General features: G+C 65.9%; 22 protein-coding genes. 10 read left to right on the top strand and 12 right to left on the bottom strand.

From position 1 onward, the window contains the following. The first annotated feature begins 176 nt into the window (after positions 1 to 176). The 4 genes from ACT53N_RS01890 to ACT53N_RS01875 all read left to right on the top strand — a co-directional run bounded on the left by ACT53N_RS01890 (position 177) and on the right by ACT53N_RS01875 (position 7682). Positions 177 to 1979, top strand: a complete 1803-nt coding sequence (locus tag ACT53N_RS01890; protein ID WP_476062296.1) for an IlvD/Edd family dehydratase — start codon at positions 177 to 179, stop codon at positions 1977 to 1979. A 112-nt stretch (positions 1980 to 2091) separates the two neighbouring features. Beyond that, positions 2092 to 3642 carry an alpha-N-arabinofuranosidase gene (locus ACT53N_RS01885; protein WP_476062295.1) on the top strand — a complete coding sequence of 517 codons (1551 nt, stop codon included), beginning with the start codon at positions 2092 to 2094 and terminating at the stop codon, positions 3640 to 3642. A gap of 9 nt (positions 3643 to 3651) precedes the next feature. Further along, positions 3652 to 5997, top strand: coding sequence for a glycoside hydrolase family 95 protein (locus tag ACT53N_RS01880; RefSeq protein ID WP_476062294.1), 2346 nt, complete (start codon positions 3652 to 3654; stop codon positions 5995 to 5997). 44 nt (positions 5998 to 6041) lie between these two features. Next, on the top strand, positions 6042 to 7682 hold the full coding sequence (locus ACT53N_RS01875) for an NAD(P)/FAD-dependent oxidoreductase (protein ID WP_476062293.1): 1641 nt from the start codon (positions 6042 to 6044) through the stop codon (positions 7680 to 7682). Positions 7683 to 7689: 7 nt separating this feature from the next. On the opposite strand, the gene metC is transcribed toward ACT53N_RS01875, so the two are convergent. The 5 genes from metC to ACT53N_RS01850 all read right to left on the bottom strand — a co-directional run bounded on the left by metC (position 7690) and on the right by ACT53N_RS01850 (position 13717). After that, the gene (gene metC / locus ACT53N_RS01870) at positions 7690 to 8850 is read right to left on the bottom strand and encodes a cystathionine beta-lyase (RefSeq protein WP_476062292.1); all 1161 of its coding nucleotides are present in this window, start codon (positions 8848 to 8850) and stop codon (positions 7690 to 7692) included. A gap of 24 nt (positions 8851 to 8874) precedes the next feature. Continuing rightward, entirely contained in the window at positions 8875 to 9732 is an 858-nt protein-coding gene (sseA, locus tag ACT53N_RS01865) for a 3-mercaptopyruvate sulfurtransferase (RefSeq protein ID WP_476062291.1), read from the bottom strand. A gap of 73 nt (positions 9733 to 9805) precedes the next feature. Then, the gene (locus tag ACT53N_RS01860) at positions 9806 to 10804 is read right to left on the bottom strand and encodes a cysteine synthase A (RefSeq protein WP_476062290.1); all 999 of its coding nucleotides are present in this window, start codon (positions 10802 to 10804) and stop codon (positions 9806 to 9808) included. 175 nt (positions 10805 to 10979) lie between these two features. Beyond that, positions 10980 to 12209, bottom strand: coding sequence for a class I SAM-dependent methyltransferase (locus ACT53N_RS01855; protein WP_476062289.1), 1230 nt, complete (start codon positions 12207 to 12209; stop codon positions 10980 to 10982). A gap of 56 nt (positions 12210 to 12265) precedes the next feature. Further along, the gene (locus tag ACT53N_RS01850) at positions 12266 to 13717 is read right to left on the bottom strand and encodes a cryptochrome/photolyase family protein (protein WP_476062288.1); all 1452 of its coding nucleotides are present in this window, start codon (positions 13715 to 13717) and stop codon (positions 12266 to 12268) included. Positions 13718 to 13778: 61 nt separating this feature from the next. Between ACT53N_RS01850 and kdsA the strand changes: the two genes are divergently transcribed. The 5 genes from kdsA to ACT53N_RS01825 all read left to right on the top strand — a co-directional run bounded on the left by kdsA (position 13779) and on the right by ACT53N_RS01825 (position 19612). Beyond that, positions 13779 to 14642 carry a 3-deoxy-8-phosphooctulonate synthase gene (gene kdsA / locus ACT53N_RS01845; protein WP_476062287.1) on the top strand — a complete coding sequence of 288 codons (864 nt, stop codon included), beginning with the start codon at positions 13779 to 13781 and terminating at the stop codon, positions 14640 to 14642. Between the two features lie 2 nt (positions 14643 to 14644). Beyond that, positions 14645 to 15646, top strand: coding sequence for an ADP-glyceromanno-heptose 6-epimerase (gene rfaD, locus ACT53N_RS01840; RefSeq protein ID WP_476062286.1), 1002 nt, complete (start codon positions 14645 to 14647; stop codon positions 15644 to 15646). A gap of 100 nt (positions 15647 to 15746) precedes the next feature. Further along, the gene (locus tag ACT53N_RS01835) at positions 15747 to 17213 is read left to right on the top strand and encodes a hydroxymethylglutaryl-CoA synthase family protein (protein WP_476062285.1); all 1467 of its coding nucleotides are present in this window, start codon (positions 15747 to 15749) and stop codon (positions 17211 to 17213) included. Positions 17214 to 17223: 10 nt separating this feature from the next. Beyond that, positions 17224 to 18426, top strand: a complete 1203-nt coding sequence (locus ACT53N_RS01830; protein WP_476062284.1) for an acetyl-CoA acetyltransferase — start codon at positions 17224 to 17226, stop codon at positions 18424 to 18426. A 31-nt stretch (positions 18427 to 18457) separates the two neighbouring features. Then, positions 18458 to 19612, top strand: coding sequence for a DUF3089 domain-containing protein (locus ACT53N_RS01825; protein WP_476062283.1), 1155 nt, complete (start codon positions 18458 to 18460; stop codon positions 19610 to 19612). Here ACT53N_RS01825 and ACT53N_RS01820 read toward each other — a convergent pair. Together ACT53N_RS01820 and ACT53N_RS01815 are read right to left on the bottom strand one after the other, a co-directional pair. After that, positions 19577 to 19957: a DUF6285 domain-containing protein gene (locus ACT53N_RS01820; RefSeq protein ID WP_476062282.1), complete on the bottom strand. Its 381-nt coding sequence runs from the start codon at positions 19955 to 19957 to the stop codon at positions 19577 to 19579. The two genes, ACT53N_RS01825 and ACT53N_RS01820, sit on opposite strands and share 36 nt — an antisense overlap. Continuing rightward, entirely contained in the window at positions 19954 to 20922 is a 969-nt protein-coding gene (locus tag ACT53N_RS01815; protein WP_476062281.1) for a phosphotransferase family protein, read from the bottom strand. The genes ACT53N_RS01820 and ACT53N_RS01815 overlap by 4 nt, the downstream gene beginning before the upstream one ends. Positions 20923 to 21033: 111 nt before the next feature. Here ACT53N_RS01815 and ACT53N_RS01810 point away from each other — a divergent pair, with 111 nt between their 5' ends. Next, positions 21034 to 21978: a DUF808 domain-containing protein gene (locus ACT53N_RS01810; protein ID WP_476062280.1), complete on the top strand. Its 945-nt coding sequence runs from the start codon at positions 21034 to 21036 to the stop codon at positions 21976 to 21978. 8 nt (positions 21979 to 21986) lie between these two features. Here the strand turns inward: ACT53N_RS01810 and recG are convergent, their stop codons facing one another. The 5 genes from recG to tcyJ all read right to left on the bottom strand — a co-directional run bounded on the left by recG (position 21987) and on the right by tcyJ (position 26777). Further along, positions 21987 to 24068: an ATP-dependent DNA helicase RecG gene (gene recG, locus ACT53N_RS01805; RefSeq protein ID WP_476062279.1), complete on the bottom strand. Its 2082-nt coding sequence runs from the start codon at positions 24066 to 24068 to the stop codon at positions 21987 to 21989. Positions 24069 to 24221: 153 nt separating this feature from the next. Further along, the gene (locus ACT53N_RS01800) at positions 24222 to 24524 is read right to left on the bottom strand and encodes a hypothetical protein (RefSeq protein ID WP_476062278.1); all 303 of its coding nucleotides are present in this window, start codon (positions 24522 to 24524) and stop codon (positions 24222 to 24224) included. A gap of 66 nt (positions 24525 to 24590) precedes the next feature. Continuing rightward, positions 24591 to 25331: an amino acid ABC transporter ATP-binding protein gene (locus tag ACT53N_RS01795; RefSeq protein WP_476062277.1), complete on the bottom strand. Its 741-nt coding sequence runs from the start codon at positions 25329 to 25331 to the stop codon at positions 24591 to 24593. After that, positions 25328 to 25987 carry a cystine ABC transporter permease gene (tcyL, locus tag ACT53N_RS01790; RefSeq protein WP_476062276.1) on the bottom strand — a complete coding sequence of 220 codons (660 nt, stop codon included), beginning with the start codon at positions 25985 to 25987 and terminating at the stop codon, positions 25328 to 25330. The genes ACT53N_RS01795 and tcyL overlap by 4 nt, the downstream gene beginning before the upstream one ends. A gap of 4 nt (positions 25988 to 25991) precedes the next feature. After that, entirely contained in the window at positions 25992 to 26777 is a 786-nt protein-coding gene (gene tcyJ / locus ACT53N_RS01785; protein WP_476062275.1) for a cystine ABC transporter substrate-binding protein, read from the bottom strand. Positions 26778 to 26791: the final 14 nt, after the last annotated feature.

Here is a 26791-nt window from a genome sequence, read left to right as displayed (position 1 = left end):
GCCTTGTATTGGGGCGGTTTCGTCCTCCCCAAGGCCGAGAGACGCTTGCATTGACGCCCTGTGATGCGGGGTATAGTCAGACAAATGAAAAAGCGAGGCGGTGACGAGCCGGCGTGGTCGTTCCGCGTCGATTTCCGGCGGTCGCAGCCGCCGGTTCCTGGTCATCAAGGGTTGTCATGAGCGTCCCTAAAGTCTCCCCCCGCACGCTCCGCTCGCGGGCCTGGTTCGACAATCCGGACAATATCGACATGACGGCGCTCTATCTCGAGCGCTACTTGAACTTCGGCCTGACCCTCGAAGAGCTGCAGTCGGGCAGGCCCATCATCGGGATCGCCCAGACCGGCTCGGACCTCTCGCCGTGCAACCGTCACCACCTGGTGCTTGCAGAGCGCGTTCGCGAGGGCATCCGCAGCGCTGGGGGCATCGCGTTGGAGTTCCCCGTCCATCCGATCCAGGAAACCGGCAAGCGGCCCACGGCCGGCCTTGATCGCAATCTGTCCTATCTCGGTCTTGTCGAGCTGCTCTACGGCTATCCTTTGGATGGCGTTGTGCTGACGATCGGCTGCGACAAGACCACGCCCGCCTGCCTGATGGCGGCGGCGACGGTCAACATCCCGGCCATCGCTCTGTCGGTCGGCCCGATGTTGAACGGATGGCACAAAGGCAAGCGGACCGGCTCGGGCACGATCGTCTGGAAGGCGCGCGAGATGCTCGCCGCCGGCGAGATCGACAACGCCGGTTTCATCAAGCTCGTCGCCAGTTCAGCGCCGTCGACCGGCTACTGCAACACCATGGGCACGGCGACGACGATGAACTCGTTGACTGAGGCGCTGGGCATGTCACTGCCCGGCTCGGCGGCGATCCCGGCGCCGTACCGAGACCGTCAGGAGAACGCCTATCGGACCGGGCTGCGGATCGTCGAGATGGTGGCCGAGGACCTCAAACCGTCGGACATCCTGACCCGGGAGTCGTTCCTCAACGCGGTCGTCGTCAACTCAGCGATCGGTGGCTCGACCAACGCCCCGATCCACCTGAACGCCCTGGCGCGTCATATGGACGTGGAGCTCAAGCTTGAGGATTGGGAGGTCGCCGGCAAGGACGTGCCGCTGCTGGTCAACCTGCAGCCCGCCGGCGAGTATCTCGGCGAGGACTATTATCGCGCAGGCGGCGTGCCGGCGGTGTTCGGTCAACTGATCGAGCAGGGCCTGATCCACGAGGATGCGCGGGCGGTGTCGGGCCAGAGCATTGGCGAGCAGTACCGCGGCGCCGTCATCGAGGATGAGGACGTCATCCGACCCTTTTCGCGTCCGCTCGTCGAGCGCGCTGGCTTTGCGATCATGCGCGGCAATCTGTTCAACTCGGCGATCATGAAGACCAGCGTGATCAGCGATGAGTTCCGCGCGCGCTACCTGTCCAATCCAGAGGACCCAGACGCCTTCGAAGGTGACGCGATCGTCTTCGACGGGCCCGAGGACTATCACCACCGGATCGATGATCCGGCTTTGGGGATAACGGCCAACTCGATCCTCTTCATGCGCGGCGCGGGCCCGATCGGCTATCCCGGCGCGGCCGAGGTCGTGAACATGCGTGCGCCGAACTACCTGATCAAACAGGGGATTCATCAATTGCCCTGCATCGGGGACGGACGCCAATCGGGCACGTCCGGGTCGCCGTCTATCCTCAACGCCTCTCCTGAGGCGGCGGCTGGCGGCGGGCTCGCCCTGCTGAGGACGGGCGACCGGGTTCGCTTTGATCTGCGCAAGTCGCGGGTGGACGTGCTGATTTCCGCTTCGGAAGTCGTGGAGCGTCGCAGGGCTTTGGAAGCCGCGGGCGGCTACGCCTATCCGGAAAGCCAGACGCCCTGGCAGGAGATCCAGCGCGCCGTTGTCGGACAGATGGATACCGGAGCGGTGCTCGAGCCCGCCGTGAAGTATCAGCGGATCGCCCAGACCAAGGGCCTGCCGAGGGATAATCACTAGAGCCGTCGTCGACTCCGACCTTCGTCGAACGTCGATCTGGAAACAATATTGTCGGACAAATAGTCCGCTGCTATGGACTCCTTAACGACGGAACGTTGATTGGGAGGGAACCATGGGCGGCAAGTGGTGGGGCGCGGCGATCGCGCTGCTGGCCATGGCGACGGGCGCGCAGGCGGGTGAAATCACCGCCACCGCGACGTTGAGGGGCGACCAGACCGGTCCCGCGATCTCGCGCTACATTTACGGTCAGTTTTCCGAGCATCTGGGCGCCGGCGTTTATGACGGCATCTGGGTCGGGCCCGACTCGAAGATTCCCAACGTCCGAGGCGTTCGCAGCGACGTCGTCGGCGCGCTGAAGGCGATCAAGACTCCGGTGATCCGCTGGCCGGGCGGCTGCTTTGCTGATGAGTACCACTGGCGCGACGGCATTGGCCCGCGCGACAAGCGTCCCTCTCGCAAGAACAACTGGTGGGGCGGCTCGCCCGAGACCAACGCGTTCGGCACCCACGAGTTCATGGACTTCGCCGAGCAGGTCGGCGCTGATCCGTATGTCGCGGTCAATGTCGGTTCGTCCAATCCGACCGAGATGCGCGAGTGGATCGAGTACATGACCTCGCCGGGTGACGACACCCTGGCCCAGGAGCGCCGCGCCAACGGTCGCGACAAGCCGTGGAAGGTGCCGTTCATCGGCATCGGCAACGAGAACTGGGGCTGCGGCGGCGAAATGACGGCGGACTACTACGCCAACGAGTACCGCCGCTTCTCGTCGTTTTTCCACAAGAACAGCGACAATCCGGCGGTTCGAGTGGCGTCGGGCGCCAATTCGTTCGACGTGAACTGGACCGACGTCCTGACCAAGGCGGCGGGCAAGCAGATGGACGCCATCTCGCTGCACTACTACACGATCCAGACAGGCGACTGGAACAAGAAGGGCGCGGCGACTGGCTTCGACAAGGCCGCCTGGGGCAAGTCGTTCGCGCAGACCCTGCGGATGGACGACCTGCTTCGCCAGCACATCGCGGTGATGGATCGCAATGATCCCCAGAAGCGCATCGGGCTCTATGTCGACGAGTGGGGGACTTGGTACGATCCTGAGCCGGGCACGAACCCTGGCCACCTCTACCAACTGAACACCTTGCGCGACGGCGTGCTGGCCGCAGCGAACTTCAACATCTTCCATCAGTACGCCGAGCGCGTGCGGATGGCGAACATCGCCCAGACCATCAACGTCCTTCAGGCTGTCATCCTGACCAGGGGCGATCAGATGGTGCTGACCCCGACCTACTACGCCCATCAGATGTACGTGCCGTTCCAGGACTCGACGGCGATCCCCCTGGAGACCAAGGCGCCGGAGATCGATGTCGCCGGCAGCAAGATCCCGGCCTTTAACGCCTCGGCGGCCAAGGGCAAGGACGGCAAGGTCTATGTCGCGATCGCCAACATGTCTCCAGATGACGGCGTCAAGCTTAGTCTCGCGCTGGCGGGCCTGAAGGCCAAGTCCGTGAGTGGTCAGGTCCTGACGGCCGACAAGATGGACGCGATGAACGCCTTCGGCGCCAAGCCCGCCGTGGTTCCGGTCGACTTCAAGGGCGCCAAGCTTTCCGGTGACCGTCTGACCCTGGATATCCCCTCGAAATCCGTGGTCGTGGTCAAACTGGACTAGGGGGCGAGCGTGGCCGCAGAGCTCACCCGCCGTGGCGCTGTCGCGGGTCTAGGCGGCGCCGCGCTCGCCGGCGGCGCGCCCACATTGGCGCGCTCGACTGAAGCGCTGACGGATCGTCTCTGGTACCGGCAGCCTGCCGTTGAGTGGGTCGAGGCCCTGCCGGTCGGCTCCGGCAAGCTTGGCGCGATGGTCTTTGGCGGCGTGGCCGCCGAGCGGCTGCAACTCAATGAAGACACGTTGTGGGCGGGCGGTCCGTATGAGCCGATCAATCCCGAGGCCCGCGCCGCGCTGCCGGAGATCCAACGCCTGATCGCGGCTGGGGAGTACGCCAAGGCCGAAGCCCTGGCGGACGCCCAGTTCCTGGCGCGGCCCAAGCATCAGATGTCCTACCAGACGATCGGTGACTTGCGGCTGGACTTTCCGGGCTTGGCCCAGCCGGTCTCGGACTACAGGCGAGAGCTGGATCTCGATGGGGCGATTACGACGACGCGCTTTCGGCTTGGCGGCGTCGCGCACCAGCGCGAGGTGTTCGCCAGCGCGCCGGACGGGGTGATCGTGGTTCGTCTGTCGGCCAGCCGGGCTCGGGCGATCTCGGTCGAGCTGAGATTCGCCTCGCCGCTCAAGGCCGATGTCGCCGTTGAGGGGGAAGAGCTGATTCTGTCGGGCGTCAACGACAGTCAGCAAGGCGTACCGGCGCGTCTGCGCTTTGAATGCCGTGTCCAGGTTCGCGCCAAGGGCGGGCGGGTCATGGGTGGTGAGGGCAAACTGCACGTGGAAGCGGCGGACGAGGTCGTCTTGCTGATCACGGCCGCAACCAGCTTTCACCGCTATGATGATGTGTCGGGCGATCCGCGCGCGCTCAACGTGGCGACGCTGGCGCGCTCGGTCGGCCGGTCGTGGCCCCAGTTGCTCGAACGACATCAAGCTGATCATAGGGCGCTCTTTCGGCGCGTGGACGTCGATTTTGGTCATACGCGGGCTGAGCTGGCGCCGACCGACGAGCGAATCCGTCGCTCGCCCACGGCGGACGATCCGTCATTGGCGGCGCTTTACTTCCAATATGGCCGCTACCTGCTGATCGCCTGCTCCCGGCCCGGTAGTCAGCCGGCCAACCTGCAGGGCGTCTGGAACGACAAGACCTCTGCGCCCTGGGGCGGCAAGTACACGATCAACATCAACACCGAGATGAACTACTGGCCGGCCGAGCCTACGGCGCTGCCGGAGCTGGTGGAGCCTCTGATCGCCCTGGTCGCTGATATCGCCCAGACCGGCGAGCGTATGGCCAAGGCGGTGTATGGCGCACGCGGCTGGGTCGCCCATCACAATACCGACCTGTGGCGCGCGACCGGCCCCATCGACGGCGCCAAGTACGGGGTTTGGCCGACCGGAGGGGCTTGGCTCTGCAAGCACGTCTGGGATCACTACGACTATGGGCGTGACCTGAGCTACCTGGCGCGGGTCTATCCGCTGATGAGGGGCGCGGCGCGGTTCTTCTTGGACACGCTGGTGGTGGATCCAGCGTCCGGCGCCCTCGTGACCAGTCCTTCGATCTCGCCCGAGAACGAACACGGCCGCGGCGCCGCCCTGGTCGCCGGCCCCACGATGGACCAGGCCATCCTCCGCGACCTGTTTGACAACTGCCTGAAAGCCGAAGCGATCCTTGGGCCGGACGACGCCTTTGTCGCCGAGCTGAGGTCCGCCCGCGCCCGCCTGGCGCCGTACAAGATCGGCAAGGACGGGCAGCTGCAGGAATGGCGCGAGGACTGGGACGCCGATGCGCCGGACATTCAGCATCGTCACGTTTCGCATCTCTACGGTCTGTTTCCATCCGACCAGATCGCGATCGACCAGACACCAGCCCTGGCGGCTGCGGCGCGTAAAAGCCTCAAGACCCGGGGCGATTTGTCGACGGGCTGGGCCATCGCCTGGCGGCTGAACCTCTGGGCTCGGTTGGGCGAGGGAGATCACGCCCACCACATCCTGAAGCTCTTGCTTGGGCCTGAGCGCACCTACCCCAACATGTTCGACGCCCATCCGCCGTTCCAGATCGACGGCAATTTCGGCGGTGTCTCGGGCATGACCGAGATGATCCTGCAGAGCCGCAACGATCAGATCCACTTGCTACCAGCCTTGCCTTCGGCGTGGCCGACGGGGCGCATGACGGGCCTGCGAGCGCGAGGCGCGGTAGGCGTCGATGTCCGCTGGCGCGCTGGACAGCTTGAAGACGCGGTCATCCGGGCCGGGGCGGATGGCCCCGTTCGTCTCGTCTGCGGCAGCTCGAGCCTGTTGCTCGACCTCCGAAAGGGCCAAACTCGACGCGTCGTTCTGCGCGAAGGTCGTCTCGTCCTGACCTAGGTCCTGGATGGCGCATCGGCCGCGTTCCGGCTAAGAGGCGCATCATGCTGCGTATTTCGGAATTGAAGCTGCCGCTCGGCCATGCGCCGGACGCGATGGAGCCCGCCATCCTGGCGCGTCTGGGCGTGCCGGCCGGTGACTTGGTGCGTTTTGCTGTGGCCCGACGCGCCAATGACGCGCGCAAGAAGTCCGCCATCCAGATGGTCTATTCGGTCGATGTCGTCCTGCGCGACGAGGCCGAGGTGCTGCGCCGGTTCGAGGGCGACCACCATGTGCGGGTCACGCCGGACACCGGCTATCGCTTCGTCGCCAAGGCCCCCGAAGGCTTTTATGGGCCGCGCCCGGTCGTCATCGGCGCGGGTCCTTGCGGGCTGTTCGCCGGCCTGATCCTGGCGCAGATGGGCCTGAAGCCGATCATCGTCGACCGCGGCAAGGTCGTGCGCGAACGCACCAAGGACACCTGGGGCCTCTGGCGCCGCAGCGAGCTCAATCCGGAGTCGAACGTCCAGTTCGGCGAGGGCGGGGCAGGGACCTTCTCAGACGGCAAGCTCTACAGCCAGATCAAGGATCCGCGCTTCCTGGGCCGCAAGGTGCTGACCGAGTTCGTCAAGGCCGGGGCGCCCGAGGAGATCCTCACTGAGGCCCATCCGCACATCGGCACCTTCCGCCTTGTGCACATGGTCGAGAACATGCGCGCCCTGATCGAAAGCCTGGGCGGCGAGTACCGCTGGCAGCACCGGGTCGAGGACTTCGATATCGCGGTGGGCGAGGACGGCGTGCGGCGCGTGAAGGGCCTGCACATCGCCGGCCAGCCCTATCTGCCGGCCACTCACGTGGTCATGGCCTTGGGCCATAGCGCTCGCGACACCTTCCAGGTGCTGTACGATCGCGGCGTCCATATCGAGGCCAAGCCCTTCTCGATCGGCGTGCGCATCGAGCATCCGCAGTCGTGGATCGATCGGGCGCGCTTTGGCGACTGCGCGGGTCACAAGGACCTGGGCGCGGCCGCCTACGCCATTTCGCATCACGCCAGGAACGGGCGGACAGTCTACAGCTTCTGCATGTGCCCGGGCGGCACCGTCGTCGCCGCGACGTCCGAGCCGGGGCGCGTCGTGACCAACGGCATGAGCCAGTATTCGCGCAACGAGCGGAACGCCAATTCCGGCTTCGTCGTCGATATCGATCCCGCGCGCGACTATCCGGGCCACCCGCTGGCCGGAGTCGAATTCCAGCGCAAGTGGGAGAGCCTGGCTTTCCAGGCCGGCGGCGGGACCTACCAGGCGCCGGGCCAGTTGGTCGGCGACTTCCTGGCGGGGCGTCCCTCGACCGCGTTCGGCGCGGTGACGCCGTCGTACAAGCCGGGGGTCCATCTGACGGACCTGGCGCAATGCCTGCCCGACTTCGCCATCGAGGCCATGCGCGAAGCGCTGCCGGTCTTCGGCCGACAGATCCCCGGCTATGACCATCCGGACGTCGTCCTGACGGGCGTGGAGACCCGGACCTCCTCGCCGGTGCGGATCACGCGCGGCAAGGACTTCCAGAGCCTCAACACCGCCGGCCTATACCCAGCTGGCGAGGGCGCGGGCTACGCCGGAGGAATCCTCTCGGCGGCCGTCGACGGGATCAAGGTCGCCGAGGCCGTGGCCAAGCAGTACGTCGCCGAAGGGCTTATCAGCGCCGCCTGAGGGAGCGTCACGCGTCCGCTGCGTGCAGGGCCTCAAAGCCCCGGCGCAGGTCGGCCTTGAGGTCCTCAAGGCCTTCCAGACCGATGTGGAAACGCAGGAGCGGCCCTTCCAGCCTCACAGGGATGGATCGCGCGCCAAGCTGCGGGTCGCAGTGCAGCGCGAGGCTTTCATAGCCGCCCCAGGAGAAGCCAAGGCCAAACAGCCTCAGGCTATCCATGAAGGCGTGCACCGCCTTCTCCGAGCAGGGCTTTAGGACCACGCCGAAAAGACCGCAGGCGCCGGTGAAGTCGCGCTTCCAGATCGCGTGGTCGGGACCGCCGGGGAGGGCGGGATGCAGCACGCGTGCGACCTCGGGACGCTCCTGCAGCCAGCGCGCCATGGCCAGACCGTTCTCGGCGTGGCGGGGCAGGCGCGTCGACAGGGTGCGCAGGCCGCGGAGCATCGTGTAGGCGTCATCAGACGACACTGACCAGCCGATGTCCCACATGGCGTCGCTCAACAACTTGGCGACTGTGTCGTCTCGGGTGGCGACCGATCCCATGAAGCAGTCAGAGTGCCCGCCGACGTACTTGGTCAGCGCCTGGACGCTCAGGGTCACGCCGTGCGCCAACGGCTTGAACAGCAGGCCGGCCGCCCAGGTGTTGTCGATCAGCGTCAGCACGCCCCGAGCATTGGCCGCTGCGGCGATCGCCGGGACGTCCTGCATCTCGAAGGTCAGCGACCCAGGGGCCTCCAGGACGATCAGGCGCGTGCTCGACGTCACCAGGGCCATAAGCGCGTCGGCGGAGAGCTTGGGATCGTAGTAGCGCGTGGTGACGCCGTAGCGGCCCAAAACCCGATCGCAGAACCTGCGCGTCGGCTTGTAGGCGCTGTCGACGACCAGCACCTCGTCGCCGGCCTTCAGCACGGCCAGCATCGCCCCGGTGATCGCCGCAAGGCCCGAGGGATAGAGCGTGACGTCCGTTGCGCCCTCCAACTCGGCCAGGGCGCGCTGCAGCGCCGTGGGCGTCGAGAGGCCTGTGATGCCGTAGGTGAGCTGATCGTCGTCGTAGAGCGAGGCGGCGTCCGGCAGCAGCACGGTCGAGCCCCGCTGAATTGGCGGATTGACCGTCCTTCCCAAGCGAGCGGGCTCAGAGCCCGTGTGGATCAGGCGGGTTTCTTCATCCATGGCGGGTCTCGACGGTAAGGCGGGCTACTGGGCCGGTCCCGTGGCGACCGGCGTATCCGCCAAGCCGCCCCATTCCGTCCAGGAGCCGTCATAGACCGCCGAGCGCGGCTTGCCCATCCGCGCCAGCGCCAAGGCGACCACCGAGGCGGTGATGCCTGAACCGCAGGTCGAGACGACGGGTCTGGTGATATCCACGCCGGCGGCCTCGAAGACGGTCTTCAGGTTCTCGGCCGATAGCATGGTCCCATCCGGCGCGATCAAGGCCGACAGGGGGATGTTGCGAGCGCCCGGCATGTGGCCGCTGCGCAGGCCGGCGCGCGGTTCCGGATCGACGCCCTCAAAGCGTCCGGCGGCGCGCGCATCGACGATCTGCTCGCGACCGCTGGCCACGACATCGCGCATCTGGTCGAGCGAGCGATAGACATCGGCCTGATAGCGCGGCGTGAAGTGCCGTTCTTGCGGAAAGACCGGACCATCTTCGATCGGGCGGCCCTCAGCTATCCACTTGGGAAGACCGCCGTCCAGCACGACGACGTCCTCGTGACCCATGGCCCGGAAATGCCACCACACGCGCGCGGCGGGCAGAATGCCCGTGCTGTCGTAAACGACGAGGCGCGAGCCGTCGCCCAGGCCCAGCTTGCGGACCCGCGAGGCGAACTTCGTGGGCGACGGGATCATGTGCGGAAGATCGCTGGTCTCGTCGGCGATCTCGTCGATGTCGAAGAACACCGCGCCTGGAATATGCGCCGCCAGGAACTCCTTGTGCGGGTCGCGCTGGGCGGCCGGCATGTGCCAGGAAGCGTCGACCACGCGCACGTCAGGAGCGTCGAGATGCTGGGCCAACCAGGCGGTGGTGACCAGCGGATCGGACGGAGTGCTCATGGGGCGCCTTTCGGGGTCTGACTCGCCACGCTGGGGGGCGGGCAACATCGCCCCCACGCGCTGCGATCGCAAGCTACATCCACGGCGGCGTCGGCAGGCCCTTTTCCTTAAGGAAGCCGGGGTTGAAGAGCTTGGACTGGTAGCGGGAGCCGTGGTCGCAAAGCACCGTCACGATGGTGTGGCCCGGACCCATCGCCTTGGCCAACTTGATCGCCCCGGCGACATTGATCCCCGCCGATCCGCCCAGACACAGGCCCTCGTACTGCACGAGGTCATACAGCACCTGCAGCATCTCCTCATCGGAGACACGGAAAGGATCATCAATCACAAGACCCTCGAGATTGGCCGTGATCCGTCCCTGGCCGATACCCTCGCTGATCGACGAGCCTTCCGATTTCAGCTCGCCGTGCTTGTACCAACCGTACAGCGCTGCGCCGAAGGGATCGGCGAGACCGATCCTGACGCTGGGCTTGCGTTCCCGTAGCGCCGCCGCGACACCGGCCAGGGTGCCGCCCGATCCTACGGCGCAGATGAAGCCATCGACCTTGCCGTCTGTTTGCTCGAAGATTTCCGGCCCCGTACTACGGTAGTGCGCGTCGCGGTTAGCGGTGTTGTCGAACTGGTTGGCCCAGATCACGCCGTTCGGTTCGGTTTCGGCAAGTTCCTCGGCCAAGCGCCCGGAATAGCGAACGTAATTGTCCGGATTGGAGTAGGGGACGGCGTCCACCTCGACCAGTTCGGCGCCCAGCAGGCGGATGGCGTCCTTCTTCTCCTGGCTCTGGGTGCGGGGTATGACGATGGTGGTCTTGTAGCCCAGCGCCGAGGCGACCATGGCCAGGCCAATACCCGTATTGCCCGCCGTGCCCTCGACGATGCGACCGCCGGGCTGAAGCAGGCCTTTGGCCTCCGCGTCGCGGATAATGGCCAGCGCCGCCCGGTCCTTCACCGATTGGCCGGGGTTCATGAACTCGGCCTTGCCAAGGATCTCGCACCCGGTGGCTTCGCTTGCGCGGGCCAGACGGATCAGGGGCGTGTTTCCGATCGCGTCGAGGACGCTGGGCAGGACGGACATGGCGAGCCTTGGGGCAGTTTTCGGATCGCTGGTAGATCGTGTCGCGCCGCTCGTGCGCAACCCCAGTTTTCCTGAAGGCGTAACACGTGAACGGGTAAAGCATCAGTGGGTGCGGGTGGTTATGCCCTTATCCACAAGACGCTAGATGGGAAAACTAAGCCAAAGGGCTTACCGATTACGCTCGGCTCAGGCCAAGCTGGATCACGTTCGTCCGTTCCGTCCGAAAGCCCGCTTCGCAATAGCTGAGATAGAACCGCCATAGGCGCCGAAAGCGCTCGTCGAAACCGTCCTTGCGGATTTCGCTCCAGGCGGCTTCGAAGCGACGAGCCCATTCGGCCAGGGTGTCGGCATAATTCTGCCCGAAGCGCTTGAGATCGCTCCATTCTAGGCCTGCACGCTCGGTCTCTTCCTTCAGGCGGGCCTCGCTGGGCAGCATACCGCCCGGGAAGATGTAGCGCTGGATGAAGTCGGTCTGACCGCGATACTCGTCGAACAGTTCGTCACGGATGGTGATGATCTGCAGGCCCGCGCGCCCGCCGGGAACGAGCACGTCTCGCACCTTGCCGAAATAGGCCGGCCAGTACTCCTCGCCCACGGCCTCGAACATCTCGATCGAGGCGACGGCGTCGTAGCGGCCTTCGACGTCCCGATAGTCGACGAGGCGAATGTCGGCTCTTTCGGAAAGGCCCTGCTCGAACAGCCGCTTGCGAGCGAAATCATATTGAGCCTGGGAGATGGTGATGCCAGTGACCTTGGCCCCAACCTCCTTGGCGGCGAACTCCGCGAAGCCGCCCCAGCCACAGCCGATCTCCAGCACATGTTTGTCAGGCGCCAGGTCGATCGTTCGGGCCAGCGCCGCGTACTTCGCGCGCTGGGCCTCGGGCAGCGGCTGACCCGGGCGCTCATACAGCGCCGAGGAGTAGGTCATCGTCGGGTCCAGCCACCGCGAGTAGAAGCTGTTCCCCAGGTCGTAGTGAGCGTGGATGTTCTTCTTCGAGCCTGAGCGGCTGTTGCGATGCAGGAGATGGTATAGGCCGTGAATGGCCCGCATCAGCGGATTGCCCGACACCAAGGCGCCCAGCTTGTCAAAGTTCAGCGAGAACGCCTCCAACACGGCCGACAGGTTGGGTGTCTCCCACTCACCGGCCATGAAGCCCTCGGCGAAGCCAATCGCGCCGGACGTAAAAGCTCGTCGCATGAAATTGTAATCATTGACTTTTAGAGTAGCGTCAGGACCCGGGTTGGGGCCCGTAATCGTCATCGACTTGCCTGTGGGCAAAATCCAGGTGATCGAGCCCGCGTCCCAATTGCTGGCGACGACACGCAAGGCCGCGCGGAAGGCCGTGGGGGCGGTTCGCAAATCGGGATCGTTCCAGAGCGCAGTTTCCAAGGCCAAGCCTCGCATCCGGTTACGCGTTCATTAACGCCTTCGACAACCGCTCCGTAAACCCCCGCGCTCAGCTAGAGGCTGTGATAAGCCTCCAGAGCGCGTTCCCGCGCCTTGGCGTGGTCCACGATCGGTCGGCTATAGAGACGTTTGGCGCCGGCGGTCAGATGCAGAGGCTTGGTCCATGGCTTGTGGATAACCTCGTCAGGCATGCTGCGAAGCTCGGGAACCCAGCGTCGGACATAGTCGCCTTTCGGGTCGAATTTCTCGCCCTGGGCGATTGGATTGAAGATGCGGAAGTAGGGCGATGCGTCTGCTCCGCTGCCAGCGGTCCACTGCCAGTTGCCCACGTTGTTGGCGAGGTCTGCGTCGAGCAGCGTGTCCCAGAACCACGCCTCGCCCTCACGCCAGTCGATCATCAGGTGCTTGATCAGGAACGAGGCCACGATCATGCGCACGCGGTTGTGCATGAAGCCCGTAGTCCAAAGTTCGCGCATCCCGGCGTCGACGATCGGGTAGCCAGTCTCGCCCTTCTTCCAGGCCTCCAGCGCGCCCTCGTCCCTGACCCAGGGAAAGCCATCGAACTCCGGCTTGAAGTTTCGGCTGGGCATCTCAGGCCAATGGAACAGGATCGAATGGTTGAACTCGCGCCAGCCGATCTCGGACAGGAACTTGTCGGCTTCCGCACCAGGAATGTCGCCATGGTCCGCCGCATTGCGGGTCGCCAGCCACACCTGACGGGGGCCGATTTCGCCGAAGTGCAGGTGCGGCGAGAGCTTGGATGTCGCCTCCACGCCCGGAATGTCGCGCTGGTCGCCGTATCCGGCGATGGGCCCCTGCAGGAAAGCGTCAAGGCGGGCGCGAGCGCCGGACTCGCCCGGCGTCCAGAAGTCGAAGCCTTTGGACCAGTCCGGTTTCGTCGGATGGAGACCCCAGTCGGTCAGGCTCTCACTTTGCGGAACGCGATCCGGGGCTAGCAGCCGCTGAGGTGCCGCCGCCACCTCGACCTTGGTCATATGTTCGCGCGCCGCCCGCCAGTAGGGCGTGAAGACCTTGTAGGGCTGGCTGGATCCGTTCTTGACCGTCCAGGGCTCGTTCAAGAGGCTTGCGTTGAAGCTCTGGCACTCGACACCACGCACCTTGAGCGCCGCCTTGATCGCTGCATCGCGATCGATGGAGGCCTGGTCGTAGAGCCGGTTCCACAGGACGCAGCTCGCGCCGGATTGCGCGATGACGTCGTCTAGCACCTCGGCCGCGACGCCTCTGCGGAGGATGAGCCTGTTCCCCAGGGCCTCAAGGCTCGCAGCTAGGCTCTTGAGCGATTTGTCGAGCCACCAGAGCGAAGCGCCGCCCATCGGGCGCACGCCGGGGGTCTCGTCGAGGATGTAGAGCGGGATCACCGGCCGCCCGCTCTCCGCAGCATGGCGTAGAGCTGGATTGTCGGCTATGCGCAGGTCCTTGCGAAACCACACGATGACGGCGTCAGAGCCCGCCTTGCTGTCGCCAGAGTCGTTCCGCACTTGCACCATCTCGCCCCAAGGGTCACCTCTGGGGCGCCCGAAGCCCTAATACGCTGGAATTGCCGCCGTGGATCAGCCCAAAGCCGTCGCCCCCAACGCCGTCGTCGAGATCAAGACGCCGACCGGCGCTCCCGTTCGCATCGGCAACGGCGAAAAGCTGTCGATCATCGCCGGCCCCTGCCAGATGGAGAGCCGCCAGCACGCCCTGGAAACGGCGCATGCGCTGAAGGAGATGGCGCAGCGTCTCGGCGTCGGGCTGATCTACAAGACCTCCTACGACAAGGCCAATCGCACCTCGGCCAACGCCCAGCGCGGCATCGGCCTGAAGGACAGCCTGGCGATCTTCCAGGAGATCCGCGAGGTCACGGGCCTGCCGACCCTGACCGACGTGCACGAGACCAGCCACTGTCCGATCGTGGCCGAAGCCGTCGACGTCATCCAGATCCCGGCCTTTCTGTGCCGCCAGACCGACCTGCTGGTCGCCGCCGCCAACACCGGTCGCGCGATCAACATCAAGAAGGGCCAGTTCCTGGCCCCCTGGGACATGAAGAACGTGATCGCCAAGGTCACGGGCGCGGGCAACCCCAACGTCATGGCCTGCGAGCGCGGCGCCTCGTTCGGCTACAACACCCTGGTCAGCGACATGCGCGCCTTGCCGATCATGAAGGAGATCGGCTGCCCCGTAGTGTTCGACGCCACCCACAGCGTGCAACAGCCGGGCGGGCAGGGCACGTCCTCGGGCGGTCAGCGCGAGTTTGTCCCAACCCTGGCACGCGCCGCCGTGGCGGTGGGCGTGGCCTGCGTCTTCATCGAGACCCATCCCGATCCGGACAATGCGCCGTCAGACGGTCCGAACATGGTGCCGATGAACCAGTTCGAGGCCCTGGTCGCCAACCTGCTGCGCTACGACGCCCTGACCAAGGCGGCCTGAGCATGAGCCGCCGCATCGTCCTGGTCACCGGCGGCGCCGGCTTTATTGGTTCGAATATTGTCGCGCGGCTTTGTGAGGACCCGGCGCTCGACGTTGTGGTCTGCGATCGCTTGCGCGACGCGGCCAGCGGAAAGTGGCGCAACATCGCCAAGCATCCGATCGCCGACTTTGTCGCGCCTGAGCAGCTTTTCGACTGGCTGGGGCGGCGCGGCGCCGAGGTGGAACTGGTGATCCACATGGGCGCAGTGTCCTCGACCACCGAAGTCGACGCAGACAAGATCGTGCAGTCCAACTTCGTGCTCTCGCGTGACCTGTGGGACTGGTGCGCCCAGCACGGCAAGCGGCTGATCTACGCTTCGTCCGCCGCCACCTACGGCGATGGCGGCCTGGGTTTCGACGGCAAGGATGATCTGGCGTCGCTGCAGGCGCTGCGCCCCTTGAACGCCTATGGCTGGTCGAAGGCCCTGTTCGACCTCTACGCCGTGAGAGAGGCCCAGCGTGGCCGCGCACCTGCACAGTGGGCGGGTCTGAAGTTCTTCAACGTCTATGGGCCCAATGAGGACCACAAGGGCGGTATGAAATCGGTGGTGGCCCAGATCTGGCCGCGCATCGCGGCGGGGGAGGGCGTGAAGCTCTTCAAGTCGCACCACCCCGATTACGAGGACGGCGGGCAGTTGCGGGATTTCGTCTATGTCCGCGACGTGGTCGACGTCGTCAACTGGCTGGCCGCGAGCCCCGCCGTCAACGGAGTCTTTAACCTCGGCTCGGGCCAGGCGCGCTCATTCCGGGATCTCGCCGTCGCGACCTTCGAGGCGGCGGGCAGAGAGCCTGACATCACCTATATCGACATGCCCGAAGTGCTGCGCGGCAAGTACCAGTACTACACCCAGGCCGACATGAGCCGCTTACGCGCCGCAGGCTACGACGCGTCGATGACGACGCTGGAGGACGGCGTGGCCGACTATGTGGCCGGCTATCTGAACACCGACGATCCCTACCGCTGAGCACGTCCCGCTAACGTCGGGGCACGGTTGCCGTCCATTTCCGCGAGCGTAAGCTGAACGCCGATAAGTCGGGTCGAGCCCGGCAGGCAGGGAGCGAGAAATGGTCGGCATCGCCGCCTGGGGCGCCTATGCGCCGCGATTGCGTTTGAGCCGCAAGGCCGTCACCGAGGCCAACGCTTGGGTCGCGCCGAACCTCAAGGCCAAGGGCAAGGGCGAGCGGTCCATGGCCAATTGGGACGAGGACGCCCTGACCATGGCGGTCGAGGCGGCGCGCGACGCGCTCGGACCCGGTGATGATCGTTCGCAGATCGCCAGCCTCTATTTCGCCTCGACGACAGCGCCGTTTGCTGACCGCCTGAACGCGGGGATCGTGTCGGCGGCGCTGACCTTGGAGAAGTCGATCACGGCCAGCGACGTCACGGGCTCGCAGCGGTGCGGGCTGACGGCGCTGGGTCAGGCGCTGGTTGCGGGCGGAACCTCACTCGTCGCGGTGGGCGAACACCGCAAGGCGCGGGCGGTCTCAGCCCAGGAGCTGGACTTCGGCGACGGCGCGGCGGCCTTCGTGGTTTCGGACGGCCCCGGCGCGGCCGAGTTCCTTGGGCGCGGCAGCGTCACCGACGACTTCGTCGACCACTTCCGCGGCGATGATGGGGGCTTTGACTACTACTGGGAAGAGCGCTGGATCCGCGACGAAGGGATCGTCAAGCTGGTTCCGCCGGCGATCCGCAGGGCGCTTGAGGTTTCAGGGCTAAGCGCTTCGGATGTCGATCATTTCTGCTTCCCGTCGACATTCGCCGGCATGGCCGCCACCGTGGCGAAATCGGTCGGGATCAAACCAGAAGCCGTTCGCGACAACCTGGCCGCCGTCATGGGCGAGGCAGGCTGCGCGCATGGTCCGATCATGCTGGCCCACGCGTTGGAGCAGGCCAAGGCCGGCGAGACCATTCTGGTCGCCCAGTTCGGCCAGGGCGCCGAGGCCCTGTTGTTTCGCGCCACCGGCCAAGGGCAGCGTCCCGCGCGCGGGGTGACCGGATCTCTGGCCGATCGAGAAGTCGAGACCAACTATCTGAAATTCCTGACCTTCAACGGACTTGTCGACTGGGACAAGGGCATGCGGGCCGAGAAGGACAACAAGACGGCCCTGACCACCCTGTATCGCAACGAGGACATGATCCTGGGCCTTGTGGGCGGTCGCTGCCGCGAGACGGGGGTTATCCAGTTCCCGCGCACCCGCATCTCGGTGGCCCCGAACAATCCCGCCGTCGACACCCAAGAACCGTACAAGTTCGCCGAACGCCGCGCGAGCATTCTCAGCTACTCCGCTGATTATCTGACTTTTTCCATGGCTCCGCCTAACCACTACGGCATGGTTGTCTTCGAGGGCGGCGGTCGGATCATGATGGACATCACCGACGTTTCGCCGGGCGACGTCGAGACCGGCCTGCCGGTGCGGATGGTGTTCCGCATCAAGGAGGTCGACGAGAAGCGCGGCTTCGTCCGCTACTTCTGGAAGGCGACGCCCGACCGGGCCGCCATCGCCGCACAATCTGCCCAAGCCGCCGAATAGGGAGACCGATATGCCTCAAGGTATTCGCGACAAGGTCGCCATTCTCGGGATGGGCTGCAGCAAGTTCGGCGAGCGCTGGGACGCCGGCCCCGACGACCTGATGGTCGAGGCCTATCTGGAAGCCATGCAGGACGCCGGCATCGAGCCGACCCAGCTGGACGCCGCCTGGTTCTCCACTCACATTGACGAGATCGGCTCGGGCAAGGGCGGCACGCCGCTGGCGATCGCCCTGCGCCTGCCCAACATCGCCGTCACCCGCGTCGAGAACTTCTGCGCCTCCGGTTCGGAAGCCTTCCGGGGCGCGGTCTACGCCGTGGCGGCCGGGGCGGCTGACATCGCCCTGGCGGTCGGGGTCGAAAAGCTGAAGGACACCGGCTATGGCGGTTTGCCGGTAGCCAATCCTGGCACGCTCAGCCCACAGGTGATGCCGAACGGCTCCGCGCCTGGAAACTTCGCCCAACTGGCTAGCGCCTATCGCGCCAAGCACGGGGTCTCGAAGGAGGATCTCAAGCGCGCCATCGCCCACGTCTCGGTCAAGAGCCACGCCAACGGCGCCAAGAACCCCAAGGCCCACCTGCGCAAGCCGATCACCGAGGAGCAGGCGCTGAACGCGCCCCTGATCGCCGAGCCGCTGGGCCTGTTCGACTGCTGCGGCGTGTCGGACGGCGCGGCTGCGGCCATCGTCACCACGCCGGAGATCGCCCGGGCGATGGGCAAGCATGACCTCGTCACGGTCAAGGCTCTGCAGCTCTCGGTCTCGAATGGCTACGAAAGTCAGTATAACGGCTGGGACGGCAGCCACTTCCACACGGCCCGCATCGCCGCCGGCAAGGCCTACAAGGAGGCCGGTATCGAGCGCCCGCGCGAGCAGATCTCGATGATGGAGGTGCACGACTGCTTCTCGGTCACCGAGCTGGTGACGATGGAGGATCTGTTTATTTCGCCGGAAGGCCGGGGCTGGCGCGACGTGCTGGACGGCTTCTACGACGCGGACGGGGGCGTGCCCTGCCAGATCGACGGCGGTCTCAAGTGCTTCGGCCACCCGATCGGCGCCTCGGGCCTGCGGATGCTCTACGAGATGTATCTGCAGCTCCAAGGGCGCGCGGGCGAGCGGCAGTTGGCCAACCCTATCTTTGGCATGACCCACAACCTGGGCGGCGCGCCGGCCAGCAATGTCTGCTCCGTCGCGATCATCGGCCAGGAAGGGGCTTAAAGCCGTCCAACGCTTGGTGTAACCCAGGCGCATGGGCGGATCTTTCCAAGGCTTCAAGCGCTGGATTTTCGCGGGGGCGGCGCTGTTTCTGACGCTGATCCTCGCGGCCGCCTTCATCTGGCGCTACGACATCCTCAGCAACGCCCTGGATCCCAAGATCCCGTTCCTGACCTACAAGCCGCCGCCGGCGCCTGACTATGGCAAGCGCGAGGCCTGGGCCCTGCTGCCCGCCAAGGCGGAGGCTCCAGGCGCAGAAGCGTCGCCTGTCGATGTGTTCTTCGTCCATCCCACCACCTTCGACGGCGGGCGCGACTGGAATGGCGGCATCGACCAACCGAAGGCCCAGCGCTTCCTGTCACGGGTGGTGCTGCCGAACTATGCGGGGCCGTTCGAGCGTGTCGGACGGCTCTTCGCGCCGCGATATCGGCAGGCCAGCCTCTATACCTACCTCACCTTGCGAGATGACGCCCGGGACGCCCGTCGTTTCGCCTATGGCGATGTGCTTCAGGCCTTCCGCGCCTATGTCTCACGCTACGGCCAGGAGCGTCCTTTTGTGATCGTCGGCGTGGAGCAGGGCGGATCTCTGGTGGCGCGGCTGCTGCGCGAGGAGATCGCGGGCAAACCCGACCTCAAGCGCCGCCTCGTCGCAGCCTATCTGATCGAGGCGATCGTTCCCGCCGACGAGTATGGCCCGTCAGCGCCGCTCGGCGCTTGTCTTGGGCGTGGACAGACCGGCTGCGTGGCGGCCTGGGCCTCGGCGCAGGAAGGTGATTTCCGCGCGGCTCAGGAACTGACGGGACGCTCTCTGGTCTGGGACGGCGCGGACCAGCTGGTGAACCTCGAACATCGCCAGCCGCTTTGCTTCAATCCGCTGCTGGGCGCTGTCACGACCGAGCGCGCGCCGGCGCGCATGAACCTGGGCGCGGCCAACGCCACGGGCCTCGACTGGGGCGCCCGTCCCGCTTTCCTGCAGCGTCAGGTCTCGGCGCGATGTGAGAACGGACTGCTGCGCACCAGCCGGCCCAAATCAAACGCGCTCCGCGACACCGGGTCCTGGGCGGATCGGCGCAAGGTCGACGCGTTCAATCTATTCTATGCCGACATCGAAGCCGATGCGGCAGCGCGCGCCGAGGCCAAGATCGGCCGCGCGCTAAGCCCCATCGCCGCTGGCCAGCAGGGCGGCTAACCCGCCGTAGGTCGGTTGGTCGATGGCGATCTGGCCAATCGCGGTCGCCTTCAGATGGGCGAGAACCCGAGCGTCCAAAGGTGATACCCGACCGCTTCTCAGCGCCAGGCAGAGTTGATTGTTGAGCGTCGCGAAGTCGCCGGTCGCCTCCAGCAGTTCTGTCAGCCGCGTCGTTGCTTCAGCCTCCAGAGCGGCGCCTCGCTCGGCCTCGCGCGCCAGAACGGCGCGAGCGTTGTCGGCCACGCGCGACAGGAAGGCATGGCGTGCGTCGCCAGGCGCGGCGGATTCGGCGTCGAAAGCGGCGACGGCTCGCTCTAGCTCGGCGGCGGTCGGATGAGTGATCACGCCGCGCTCTCCATCAAGGTCACCAGATCGATCTCGGCTTCGCTGGTCCGCCGCCCGATCATTGCGCGTTCGACCGAGGTGTCTGCGCCGGTCGCGAAGCTCTGGTACATCATCAGGCACATCACCGCCCATTTCAGCGAGCCGAGCGCCTGCCAGAACCGGACGCGGTCCAGAACGATCTCACCGCCATAGCCCGCCAGCAGCTCGGCATAGTCGCCAAAGCCGCCCACCGGCTTTCGCCATTCCCCGAAGCGCCACGAGTTGACGCAGATCCATCCCAGGTCCTCAGCCGGGTCGCCCAGGTGCGCCAGCTCCCAGTCGAGCACGCCCACCAGACCCCGATTCGGATGGATCATCAGGTTACCGTTTCTGAAATCGCCATGGACCAGTACGGGCCGCTCGGGCGGCGCTGGCGCAATGGCCTCCAGCCACCGGAATGCGGCCTCCAGGATCGGCCGCTGCGCATCAAGGTCCCGATAGACGCCCTCGTAGCGGGCCAGTTCGCCGTGCGCATCCGAAGTCGCCAGTGGCGGCAGATGATCGGTCGGGGTCGCATGGATCTGGGCCAGCACCTCGCCGCAACGCCGGGCGAGCCCTGGACGAACTGCGGCGAAAGCCTCATCGCGGACGATGCGACGACCCAGGGTTTCGCCTTCGAGCCGATGCATCACATAGGCTTCGCCCAGTTGGTCGCCCGGCTCACAGAGGTGGGCGACGCCAGGCGTCGGCGCGCCTGCGGCTCCAGCGGCGCGGATCAGGGCGGCTTCGGACGCTAGGGGCAAGGCGGTTTCGCGGGGCAGGGCGCCATCCGGGCGACGACGCAGGATCAGGGGCGTGCCGTCGCTCAAGTCGAAGGCCCAGGTCTCGAGACTGGCGCCGCCAGAAAGGCGCCGCGCGTTAGCGACGCCGGTCGCTGCTGGCGACAGGCGAGGGGCGAGCAGGTTAAGAGCGCTGACGACGTCCATGGAAAGATGGTTCCTGGCCTAACCTTGCGTCACGCAAGAGGCTCCGCGCTTTACGACAGGCGCGGCGCGCCTTACGCACGAGGCGTTCACGCGCTTGAAACAGGATCTCCCATGCCCTCCGGCCTTGCCGCGCTGCTCGACGACGTCGCGGCCATCACCAAGCTCGCCGCCGCCTCGCTGGACGACGTCAGCGCCGCTGCGGGGAAGGCGGGCACGAAGGCGGTCGGCGTGGTCGTCGACGACGCCGCGGTGACGCCCGGCTACGCCATGGGCTTCACGCCTGATCGGGAGCTGCCGATCGTCTGGAAGATCGCGGTGGGGTCGCTTCGCAACAAGCTGATCTTCCTTCTGCCGGGGGCGCTGCTGTTATCGGCTTTCGCGCCTTGGGCGGTGACCCCCATCCTGATGGTCGGAGGCGCCTATCTCGCCTTCGAGGCGACAGAGAAGGTCCTGGAGGCGTTCACTCCGGAAGCCGAAGGCGAAGCGATCGAGGATTTGGCGCTCAGCGGTCCTGATCTCGAAAAGCAGAAGGTGGACGGCGCGATCCGCACCGACCTGATCCTCTCCGGCGAGATCATGGCGATCGCCTTGGCCGAGGTCTCGCACCTCAGCCTGCCGCTGCAGGCCGGCGCTTTGGCCTTGGTGGGCGTGCTGCTAACCGTGGTGGTCTACGGCGCGGTCGCACTGATCGTGAAGATGGACGACATCGGCCTGCATCTGTCCCGCCACTCGAACAGGGGCTCGCAGGCGCTTGGACGCGGCTTGGTCAAGGCCATGCCCGTGACCATGGAGGCTCTTACTGTGATCGGCACGGCGGCCATGCTCTGGGTGGGCGGCGGTATTATCGTGCACGGTCTTGAACATTTCCATCTCACGCCGATCCCTCACTGGGTGGAAGGACTCTCGCATTGGGCGGGACAAGCGCCGATCGTGGGGCCTGTCACCGGCTGGCTGGCGTTCGCCCTGGGCTCTGCGGTTGTCGGTCTGGTGATCGGCGGCGTCCTGGCTGGGGTCTTGCACCTCTGGCATCACCGCAAGGGCGCTGCGGCGCACTGAGCGGACGACTAGCCCGCCTCGTTCAGCGCCGAGGTCGGCTTCCAGTCGAAGAGTTCCTGGAGCATCCGCAGCGCTTGGCCGCGGGGCGAGGTGAGCGCTGGGTCGCGCGCCAGGATCAGGCGGGCGTCGTCGGCCGCAACGGCGATCAGATCGCGGTGCGCGACGGGATCGGCCAGGCAATAGGCCGGGAAACCGCTTTGCTTCAGACCTAGCGGGTCGCCGCCGCCTCGAAGCTCAAGATCCTTCTCCGCAATCTCGAACCCGTCGTCGCTGCGCCGAAGGATGTCCAAGCGCTGTTGGGCCACCTCCGACAGCGGCGGGTCGTAGAGCAGGACACAGGAGCTCTCGCGCGTTCCCCGGCCCACCCGCCCGCGCAGTTGGTGCAACTGGGCCAGCCCAAACCGGTCGGCGTGCTCGATGACCATGATGCTGGCGTTGGGCACGTTCACGCCCACCTCGACCACGGTTGTGGCGACCAGGACGCTGACCTCGCCGTCGACAAAACGCTGCATGACCGCGTCCTTCTCCGCCGGCGGCATCTGGCCATGAACCAGGCCAACGCCCGGCAGATGCTGGGCGAGATCGGCGGCGCGGTCCTCGGCGGCTCGCAGGTCGACCTTGTCCGACTCTGACACCAGAGGGCAGATCCAAAACGCCTGGGCGCCGCCAGCGATCGCGCCGCGCAGACGTTCGACGATCTCCGGTACGCGCGGTGTCGGCGCGGCGCGGGTGGCGACGGGCGTACGACCTGGCGGCTTCTCATCGATACGGGATACGTCGAGATCGCCAAAGACCGTGAGTTCAAGCGTCCGGGGAATAGGCGTGGCCGACATGGCCAAGAGATGCACGCCATCGCCTTTTTCCTGGAGGCGGCGACGCTCGTTCACGCCGAAGCGATGCTGTTCGTCGATGATGGTCAGGGCGAGCGAACGGAAGCTGACGTCGTCCTGAAACAAGGCGTGGGTTCCCACGGCGATGTGATGGGTTCCCTCGGCTAGTCCAGACAGCTTCGCCGCCCGACCTCCGCCCTTGTCGCGGCCGGTGAGCAGAATCACCGACAGGCCTAAGGCTTCCAGCGGCGCGGCGATGGTCTCGAAGTGCTGGCGCGCGAGGATCTCGGTGGGGGCCATCAGCGCGGATTGGAAGCCCGCGCTGGCGGCGTCGGCCATGGCCAGCATGGCGACGACAGTCTTGCCGGAACCGACGTCGCCCTGCAGCAATCGGCTCATGCGCTCGCCCGACGCCAGGTCGCCTCGGATTTCTGACAGCGCGCGGATCTGTGCGCCGGTCAGCTTGAAGGGCAGGGCCTTCTCGGCCGCGTCTGACAGCGGGCCCGCCGGGACACGCGGGCCAGGGTGGGAGCGCCGGGCGGCCTTGCGCTGCGCCAACGCCAGCTGATGCGCCAGAAGTTCATCATAGGCCAAGCGTCGGCGTGGCCGCGCCAGAGGGGATAGGTCTGCTTCGCTCGCGGGCGCATGCAGCGCCGCCAGGGCCTCTCGCCAGGTCGGAAGCTTTTCGCGCTCGCGCCAGGCCGCGTCCTGCCATTCCTGCAGTGCGGGCGCGCGCTCCAGCGACTCAAGCGCGAATTTTCGAAACGTCCGCGAGGGCAATCCATGGGTGGCCGGATAGACCGTCTCCACGAGTGGAATGTCGCCGGCCTTGTCCTCGGCGACGATGTAGTCGGGGTGGGCGATCTGGAGCTCGGAGGCGAATCCTTCTGGCCGCTCGACCTTGCCGCTGACGGCGCGGCGGGCGCCCTTGGGGTGTTGGCGCTCCAGATGCGGGCCGTGACCCTTGAACCAGACGAGCGTGAGAAAGCCCGTGCCGTCCCAGGCTCTGATCTTCCACGGCTGCCCCAGCCGATGCGGCGGCTGGTGACCGTCGATGGTGACGATGAAGGTCTGGACCTGATTCTCGATCGCTTGGTCGACCGTCGTGGTCGTGCGCCGGATCAGGCCCGACGGTGCGGTGAACAGCACGTCTCGCACGATCGGTCCGGCCAGCTTTTCGACCAGCGGCGCGACGCGCGGTCCCACGCCCTTGAGCGTGGAAACGGAGCTGAACAGGGGGAAGAGAATCTCCGGGCGCATGCGTCACGACCTTAGCCGCGTCACCGCCCGGCGGGCGAGCCTAGAGCGCGTTAGGTTTGAGAGTAAGCGGCTAAACCCCTCGAACGCGCTCTAAGTATATGAATTAGAGCCTGTTTCTCTAGTTTAAATGATTCCATCTAAACCAGACAGGCTCTAGTCGGCCTGATTCATCACAGGCTGAAGCGCGATCACCAGATCGGAATACTCCTCGGCGCGCGAGGCTCCCGAGACGTTGAGACGCGTGTACAGGCCCGTAGCGCCGTGGCGGGTATAGGCCTCGACCCAACGCGCCTTAGCGTCCACGAGATTGTTGGCCTGGCCAGCGAACACGACCGCGCCCTTGGCGTCGAGATAAACGAAGTTCCCGGCGATCGTCGTCCCAGGTTCGCCGTTCTCGGCCAGCTTATAGCGGTATACGGCGCCCGAGGCGCCCTTGAGTTCGATGTAAGGCTTCACGCTGTCCTCGCCATAAAAAGCCACCCGGCGTCGGCGGTCAGGTCCTGAAGCGTCCCGTGGGCCAAATTATGGCTGCAGAACGCCCGATCTGGCCAGAAACCGCCGAGTCCGCTCTTCGCGCGGCGAGGCGAGGAGCTTGCGGGATGGTCCTTGCTCTACGATCACGCCGCCGTCCATGAAAATCGTTCGCTCAGCGACGTCGCGGGCGAAATCCATCTGGTGGGTGACGATGACCATCGTGCGTTTCTCTGCGGCGAGGTCGCGGATAACGGCCAGAACCTCGCCGACCAGTTCGGGATCCAGGGCGGAGGTGGGCTCGTCAAAGAGAATGACCTCAGGGTCCATCGCGAGGGCGCGGGCGATGGCGCAGCGCTGTTGCTGACCGCCGGACAGCGCCGAGGGATAGGCGTCTGAGCGATCGGCCAGCCCGACCTTCTCCAACAGGGAGAGGCCCCTGGCCCGCGCCTTGCCGGGATCTTCCTTGCGAACGACGATCGGGCCCTCAATGACGTTCTGCAGGGCCGTGCGATGCGGGAAGAGGTTGAAGCTCTGGAAGACGAAGCCGACGCGTCCATTAAGGGCCTTGGCGAGGGGCGTCTTGGCGTCGGCGTTCACCCCGGCGATGGTCAGAGCGCCGCCGTTGATAGGCTCAAGACCGGCCAGGCAACGGAGCAGGGTGCTCTTGCCCGAGCCGCTGGGACCAATGATCGCCACCACCTCACCCGGCGCGACAGTCAGGTCCACGCCAGCGAGGACGGGTGTGTCGCCGTAGCTCTTTTTCAGAGTTCTGACGTCGATCGCGCTCATCGGCGACCCTCCGCGGCGCGGCGTTCAAGGCGCGTCTGAACGGCGGCCAGGATCGTGGAAAGGATCCAGTAGATCGCGGCTGCGGCCAGATACATCGTGAAGATCTCGTAGGTCCGAGCGGTGATCAGCTGCGCTTGTCGGAATAGCTCCGGCACCTGGATGGTCGCGGCCAGCGAAGTGTCCTTCACCAGGCTGATGAAGCTGTTCGAGAGGGGCGCGACGGCGGTGCGCGCGGCCTGGGGCAAGATCACGCGACGCAGGGCCTGGCCGCGGCTCATGCCCAGCACGCTGGCGGCTTCCCACTGCCCCTTGTCGACGGCGGCGATGGCGCTGCGCAGAATCTCGCAGCTGTAGGCGGCGACGTTGAGCGAGAAGCCGATGCCCGCCGCCATCAGGGGCGGCATCTCGATCCCGAACTCGGGCAGCCCGTAGTAGATCAGGAACAGCTGGACCAGCAGCGGCGTGCCCCGAAACGCCGACACATAGACAGCAGCGGGCCATCGCAGCAGCGCCGATCCCGAAAGGCGCATCAACGCCAGGACAAAGCCCAAGACGACCCCGATGCTCATGCCGATAACGCTCAGGATGATCGTGTAGCCCGCACCTTTCAGCAGGAGCGGGGCGGACTGGCGCAGCAGGTCGAGGCCGGTGTCCATGGCGCTATTGGGTGACGTCCATGCCGAACCATGTTTGCGAGATCGCGGCGAGTTTGCCGTTGGCTCGCAGGGCGTCGATGGCCTGGTTGATCACGACCTTCAGGCCCGGATCCTTCTTCATGGCGACGCCAGAACCTTGCGCGGCGAAAGGCTGGCCAGAGGCGACGAACTCCGGGGAGGTCTTCACGAAATCGGCGGCGACCAGACGATCGTTCAGCACTGCGTCGATCCGGCCGGCGCGCAGGTCCTGATACTTTGTGGGGTCGTCCTCGTAGCTGCGCACGTCCGCGCTGGGCACGTTGGCGCGGAGCCACTGCTCGTAGTTGGTTCCGAGACCGACCCCGACCTTCTTGCCTGCGAGGTCTTCAGGCTTGCTCGGCGCCGGCTTGCCCTTCAGCGCAATGATCTGGATGCCCGAGACGGTGTAAGGCTCGGAGAAGTCGTACTTGGCCTGCCGGTCGGGGGTGATGGTGATCTGGTTGATGACCACGTCGACGCGGCCCGACTCCAGAGCGCCCAAGAGACCGGCGAACGGCGCTGGGCTGAACTCGACGGTAAGGCCCAACTGCTCGGCCAGAGCCTTGGCGAAATCGACCTCGAACCCCGCCAGCTGGCCCGACTTGTCCTGGAAGTTGAACGGCGGGTAGGTGCCCTCCAGACCGACGCGCAACTTGCCCGACGCCTTGATCCGGTCCCAACCGCCAACATCGGCCACTGGCTTCTTGCCGCACGCGGCGAGCAGGGCGAGGCCAAGACCGGAGAGGACGGCGCGGCGGGCAGGGAATCGCATCGAACGGACCTTAC

This window comes from Caulobacter sp. DMC95 (assembly GCF_056313785.1).
This window is presented reverse-complemented; position numbering and strand designations above follow the sequence as displayed.

What these genes read in the sequence shown, in the direction of transcription:
- ACT53N_RS01890 (WP_476062296.1), top strand. Translation starts at nt 177, where the DNA reads ATGAGCGTCCCTAAAGTCTCCCCCCGCACGCTCCGCTCGCGGGCCTGG.
- ACT53N_RS01885 (WP_476062295.1), top strand. Translation starts at nt 2,092, where the DNA reads ATGGGCGGCAAGTGGTGGGGCGCGGCGATCGCGCTGCTGGCCATGGCG.
- ACT53N_RS01875 (WP_476062293.1), top strand. Translation starts at nt 6,042, where the DNA reads ATGCTGCGTATTTCGGAATTGAAGCTGCCGCTCGGCCATGCGCCGGAC.
- metC (WP_476062292.1), bottom strand. Translation starts at nt 8,850, where the DNA reads ATGGATGAAGAAACCCGCCTGATCCACACGGGCTCTGAGCCCGCTCGC.
- sseA (WP_476062291.1), bottom strand. Translation starts at nt 9,732, where the DNA reads ATGAGCACTCCGTCCGATCCGCTGGTCACCACCGCCTGGTTGGCCCAG.
- ACT53N_RS01860 (WP_476062290.1), bottom strand. Translation starts at nt 10,804, where the DNA reads ATGTCCGTCCTGCCCAGCGTCCTCGACGCGATCGGAAACACGCCCCTG.
- ACT53N_RS01855 (WP_476062289.1), bottom strand. Translation starts at nt 12,209, where the DNA reads ATGCGAGGCTTGGCCTTGGAAACTGCGCTCTGGAACGATCCCGATTTG.
- rfaD (WP_476062286.1), top strand. Translation starts at nt 14,645, where the DNA reads ATGAGCCGCCGCATCGTCCTGGTCACCGGCGGCGCCGGCTTTATTGGT.
- ACT53N_RS01835 (WP_476062285.1), top strand. Translation starts at nt 15,747, where the DNA reads ATGGTCGGCATCGCCGCCTGGGGCGCCTATGCGCCGCGATTGCGTTTG.
- ACT53N_RS01830 (WP_476062284.1), top strand. Translation starts at nt 17,224, where the DNA reads ATGCCTCAAGGTATTCGCGACAAGGTCGCCATTCTCGGGATGGGCTGC.
- ACT53N_RS01825 (WP_476062283.1), top strand. Translation starts at nt 18,458, where the DNA reads ATGGGCGGATCTTTCCAAGGCTTCAAGCGCTGGATTTTCGCGGGGGCG.
- ACT53N_RS01815 (WP_476062281.1), bottom strand. Translation starts at nt 20,922, where the DNA reads ATGGACGTCGTCAGCGCTCTTAACCTGCTCGCCCCTCGCCTGTCGCCA.
- ACT53N_RS01810 (WP_476062280.1), top strand. Translation starts at nt 21,034, where the DNA reads ATGCCCTCCGGCCTTGCCGCGCTGCTCGACGACGTCGCGGCCATCACC.
- recG (WP_476062279.1), bottom strand. Translation starts at nt 24,068, where the DNA reads ATGCGCCCGGAGATTCTCTTCCCCCTGTTCAGCTCCGTTTCCACGCTC.
- ACT53N_RS01795 (WP_476062277.1), bottom strand. Translation starts at nt 25,331, where the DNA reads ATGAGCGCGATCGACGTCAGAACTCTGAAAAAGAGCTACGGCGACACA.
- tcyL (WP_476062276.1), bottom strand. Translation starts at nt 25,987, where the DNA reads ATGGACACCGGCCTCGACCTGCTGCGCCAGTCCGCCCCGCTCCTGCTG.
- tcyJ (WP_476062275.1), bottom strand. Translation starts at nt 26,777, where the DNA reads ATGCGATTCCCTGCCCGCCGCGCCGTCCTCTCCGGTCTTGGCCTCGCC.